Genomic DNA, 4,519 nt, shown 5'->3' with positions numbered 1-4,519 from the left:
AGATCTATTTGGTCATTTACTTACTTTATCACCAAGTTTTTTTGAAACTGAGAAACCGGGGAATTTAATATCTCAAATTCAAAATGATACTCAAATAATTCAAAATTTAATTGGCAGCAATATTTCAGTTGCACTGAGAAATTTAATTATGTTTTTAGGTGGACTTGCAATGTTAATAGCAATGAGTTCAAAGTTAACTCTCTTCATCGTAATTTTAATTCCTGTAATTATAATCCCGATAATAATCTTTGGAAAAAAAATCAAAAAATTATCTAGGAAAAATCAAGAACAACAGGGAATACTTACCTCTTTATCAGAAGAATCTATCAATTCAATCAAAACAATTCAATCATACTCTGCTGAAGAACATACAAGAAAAAGGTATGACTCTTCTTTAAAATCGACTCTACAAACATCCATGAATCTAGCTAAATCTAAATCAGCATTGATTTTTGTAGTAATTTTCCTTGTGTTTTGTGGAGTAGGCTTAATTTTATGGTATGGAGGTTATGACGTAGTCAGTGGTAAAATGACTATAGGCGAATTATCATCTTTCATCTTTCTCGCTGTTATATGTGCTGGCTCTATTGCTGGTCTCTCTGAAACTTTTGGTGAAATTATGAAATCTGCTACTGCTTGTGAACGAGCAGCTGAATTTTTAAATTTACGCTCTGAAATTAGAAATTCAGAAAATACAATAAACATTGATAAGGAAATAATACAATCACTTTATTTAAAGGATGTAAATTTTTCTTATCCATCTAAAAAGAGCACTTTAGTGTTGGATAATTTAAATTTTAAAATTAACAAAAATGAAAAAGTTGCAATAGTTGGTAAATCTGGAGCGGGAAAATCAACCATCCTTGAATTGATCATCAGATTTTATGATATAAACTCAGGTGACATTTTATTCAATGAGTATTCAATTAAAAACATAAATATAAATAGCTTAAGGGATAAGATAGCTTATATTCCACAAGATCCTGTTATTTTTTCATCAACAATTTATGAAAATATATTATTTGGAAATTTTAACTCAAACTATAATCAAGTAATTCAAGCTGCAAAATTGGCAGCAGTCGATGAATTTGCAAATAATCTATCCAAAGGATATAACACATTTATTGGTCAAAAGGGAATAAGACTTTCTGGTGGTCAAAAACAACGAGTTGCTCTTGCAAGAGCAATTTTGAAAAATCCTGCAATTTTACTATTAGATGAAGCAACATCGGCCCTTGACTACAAGAATGAAAAACTTATTCAAGAGGCAATACATAATATCTCAAAAGGTAAAATAACCATTACTGTAGCTCATAGATTATCAACAGTTGTTAATTCTGACAGAATATTAGTTTTAGATAAGGGCAGATTAATAGAACAAGGAACGCATCAGGAATTGATGGATAAAAAAGGGTTTTATTATACCTTAGTTAACAGTCAAGTTGATCTTATGAATTAAAATGACTTTATTTGACAGAGATGAAATAAGTATTATTTCGTGATATCTTTCACTAGTTTTTTACTATACTTTGATATATAAAATCAGTAGATATTATAATGTAAACAGTTTAGCTCTTACAAATAATAATATGCACTAAAGGAACCATATTTTAGACAAACTAAAAATTTATGAGTATACCAGTTAAAACATCATCCTCTGCTCAAGATGTGCAAAAGCAACCTAATACTTCTTTAAAAAAACCTAATTGGCTTAGAGTTAAAGCTCCCACTGGAAAAGTTTTTGAAAAAACAAAGCAAATTGTAAAAGAAAAATCCTTAAATACAGTTTGTGAAGAGGCTGCATGTCCTAATATTGGTGAATGCTGGAATAAGAAGCATGCAACGTTTATTATTTTAGGAAGTGTTTGTACTAGAGCATGTAGGTTTTGCAATATCAAGACGGGAATACCTGATAAACTTGATCCACATGAACCAGAAAAAATTGCCAGGTCTGTTGCTGAATTAGAATTAAAGCACGTTGTCATAACATCTGTTGATAGAGACGATTTAGAAGATGGTGGTGCTAATCACTTTGCACAGTGCATTTTAGAAATTAGAAAAAAGTGTCCTAATACAAGTATTGAGGTTCTTACTCCAGATTTTTTGAGAAAGGGTGATGCATATAAAATTATTGTAGATGCAAAGCCTGATGTGTTTAATCATAATATAGAAACAGTTCCATCTCTATATTCAAGAATTAGGCCAGGCTCAAGATATTTTAATTCCTTAAATCTTCTAAGTAATGTTAAAAATTTGGATAAAAATATATTTACTAAATCTGGCATGATGGTGGGTCTTGGTGAAACTAATGATGAAATTTTTCAAGTAATGGATGATTTGCGATCAGCTAAAGTTGATTTCTTAACTATAGGACAGTATTTGCAACCTACTCCAAGTCATGCTAAGGTGGAAAGGTATGTTGAACCAGATGAGTTTGATTACTATGAAAGGATGGCAAAAGTGAAAGGTTTTCACATGGTTTCTGCGACTCCATTAACTAGATCGTCCTATCACGCAGAGGAGGATTTTGTAAAATTAAAAATTATGAATATTGATGATTAAAAGTAGAGATAGTACCAAAGGATTTAAGTTATTTTTTATAGGAAAGAAAAAATTAAGACAAAAGATTAAGGCGATTACATTATTTTTGGCATTTTTGTTGATAACTGTAGATATGGTGAAATTTAAATTCATACATAGCAAGTTTCATGATTTGTCTTCTATAACTTATTCTGCCATCTCTTATCCATTATTTTTAGTGCAAAACTCTTATTTAGAGGCAAAAAATTATATATTATTGATGTCAATTAACAAAGACGTGTATGTAGAAAATGAAAGATTAAAGGAACAAGTCAAAAATTTGAAATTAATAGAAGCAGAAAATAATGATTTACGACGTTTAGTTAATTTTCAAGATAATCTACAATTTTCCAAGATAACAGGAAGGGCGGTTATTGAATCATACGATGGATTTGAAAGGCAATATTTGTTAAATATTGGTTCTAAGAATGGTGTAAATAAGGGAAATGCAATTGTAGATAGTGATAGACTAATTGGAAGAGTAATAAAAGTGAATGAACAATCTTCAAATATACAATTGATCACTAGTAAAAATTCAAAAATTCCCATTTTGGTATTAGGGACTGAATATAGCGGAATTGCGAGCGGTGAAAACAAAGAAAATTATCTAAAATTGTTTTATTTACCCCAAGGCACAAATATTGAGGATGGAAAAACTGTGATTACTTCTGGAGAGGGTGGTTATATGCCATATGGAATATACGTTGGAAAAACAAAGAAGATTAATGGTGAAATTTTTGTTGAAATATGCTCCAATTGTAGCAATACCATGAGGTTGGTTAGCATTTTAAAATTAGAAGAAAATTTTGCTAATGCAAAAAGGAAATAGCCAACTTAGCATTATAGATTACGAGTTAAGTGTTCATATAGGAATAAGTGCGCAAGAAAGAGAGTTGAAACAGAAAATATTCGTGTCTATTATGATTAATTTTAAAAGTTTGCCTAGAGCCACGATAAATGACAATATTAACGACACTTTATGTTATCATAACATATGTGATAAATTGAAATTGCTTAATGATAAGGTATTTTCAACGATTGAATATCTTTGTCACCAAGTATACAATTTATTATATGAAATAATAGAGCCCAATTATTTTCAATTCGAGGTGAGGAAATTTCCAGTTATTGAAAATTTAAAGGGCGGCGTTAAATTTATATTTACTAACAACACAAATAATTATGAAAAATAGATTTATAGTTATTGCAGTAATTGCGTTTATATTAATATTTTTTTTAAAACAATATACTGGACCAATTTCATTTAAAAATGAAAAACTAATGAATGTGGTTTACTCTGTGCTAGTCATAAGTGCACTAATAGTTAGTATTTTTAATTCTAAAGCGCCATTTAAACAACTGCTTAAATCTGCTGGAGCTTGGGTTTTAATTATCGGAGTATTATTAATAGGGTTTAGCTATAAAAGCGATATAAGAAAAGTTTATAATAAAGTATACGCAAATCTTATCCCTGGAAATTACATAACTGCAGGAGATAAGCAAGTTATTATCTACGCTAATCAGTACGGACATTATTATGTTAGCGCAATAATTCAAGGGTTTAGAATTGATTTTTTAATTGATACAGGGGCTACAACAGTTTCATTAACAAGAAGTGATGCAGAAAAATTAGGAATTAACTTAAATAAGCTTAACTATAGTCAAAAAGTTTCTACAGCAAATGGTATGACATTATCTGCACCAATAAAATTAGATTATATTCAGATCAATGATATTATAGTAAATGATGTTAGCGCATCAGTTGGTAGTGATGATGGGTTGGAAAAATCGTTATTAGGAATGAGTTTTCTGAATAAAGGCCGTTGCATAAATGCAAAGCAAGGAAGATATGCAATAAATGGATTTAAAAAATTAGATTCATATAAAGAAGAACGATAAGTTTGGTATAAAAGCTGATAGAATAATAGGAATTCAAGAA

General features: G+C 29.6%; 5 protein-coding genes. All 5 read left to right on the top strand.

What is annotated here, in order from left to right:
- A partial coding sequence (locus L8D11_RS03615; RefSeq protein ID WP_236870312.1) for an ABC transporter ATP-binding protein occupies positions 1 to 1,459 on the top strand: 1,459 nt, incomplete at its 5' end.
- A 170-nt stretch (positions 1,460 to 1,629) separates the two neighbouring features.
- Positions 1,630 to 2,562, top strand: a complete 933-nt coding sequence (gene lipA / locus L8D11_RS03610) for a lipoyl synthase (protein WP_236870311.1) — start codon at positions 1,630 to 1,632, stop codon at positions 2,560 to 2,562.
- Entirely contained in the window at positions 2,555 to 3,409 is an 855-nt protein-coding gene (gene mreC / locus L8D11_RS03605) for a rod shape-determining protein MreC (protein ID WP_236870310.1), read from the top strand. Before lipA ends, mreC begins: the two co-directional genes overlap by 8 nt.
- On the top strand, positions 3,393 to 3,773 hold the full coding sequence (locus L8D11_RS03600) for a dihydroneopterin aldolase (protein ID WP_236870309.1): 381 nt from the start codon (positions 3,393 to 3,395) through the stop codon (positions 3,771 to 3,773). Before mreC ends, L8D11_RS03600 begins: the two co-directional genes overlap by 17 nt.
- Complete coding sequence (locus L8D11_RS03595; protein ID WP_236870308.1) at positions 3,763 to 4,479, top strand: retropepsin-like aspartic protease family protein; 717 nt, start codon at positions 3,763 to 3,765, stop codon at positions 4,477 to 4,479. The genes L8D11_RS03600 and L8D11_RS03595 overlap by 11 nt, the downstream gene beginning before the upstream one ends.
- The last annotated feature ends 40 nt before the right edge of the window (positions 4,480 to 4,519 follow it).

Origin of the sequence: Candidatus Bandiella numerosa (assembly GCF_021811875.1) — a bacterium.
GTDB classification, from domain to species: domain Bacteria; phylum Pseudomonadota; class Alphaproteobacteria; order Rickettsiales; family Midichloriaceae; genus Aquirickettsia; species Aquirickettsia numerosa_A.
This window is presented reverse-complemented; position numbering and strand designations above follow the sequence as displayed.

What these genes read in the sequence shown, in the direction of transcription:
- lipA (WP_236870311.1), top strand. Translation starts at nt 1,630, where the DNA reads ATGAGTATACCAGTTAAAACATCATCCTCTGCTCAAGATGTGCAAAAG.
- mreC (WP_236870310.1), top strand. Translation starts at nt 2,555, where the DNA reads ATGATTAAAAGTAGAGATAGTACCAAAGGATTTAAGTTATTTTTTATA.
- L8D11_RS03600 (WP_236870309.1), top strand. Translation starts at nt 3,393, where the DNA reads ATGCAAAAAGGAAATAGCCAACTTAGCATTATAGATTACGAGTTAAGT.
- L8D11_RS03595 (WP_236870308.1), top strand. Translation starts at nt 3,763, where the DNA reads ATGAAAAATAGATTTATAGTTATTGCAGTAATTGCGTTTATATTAATA.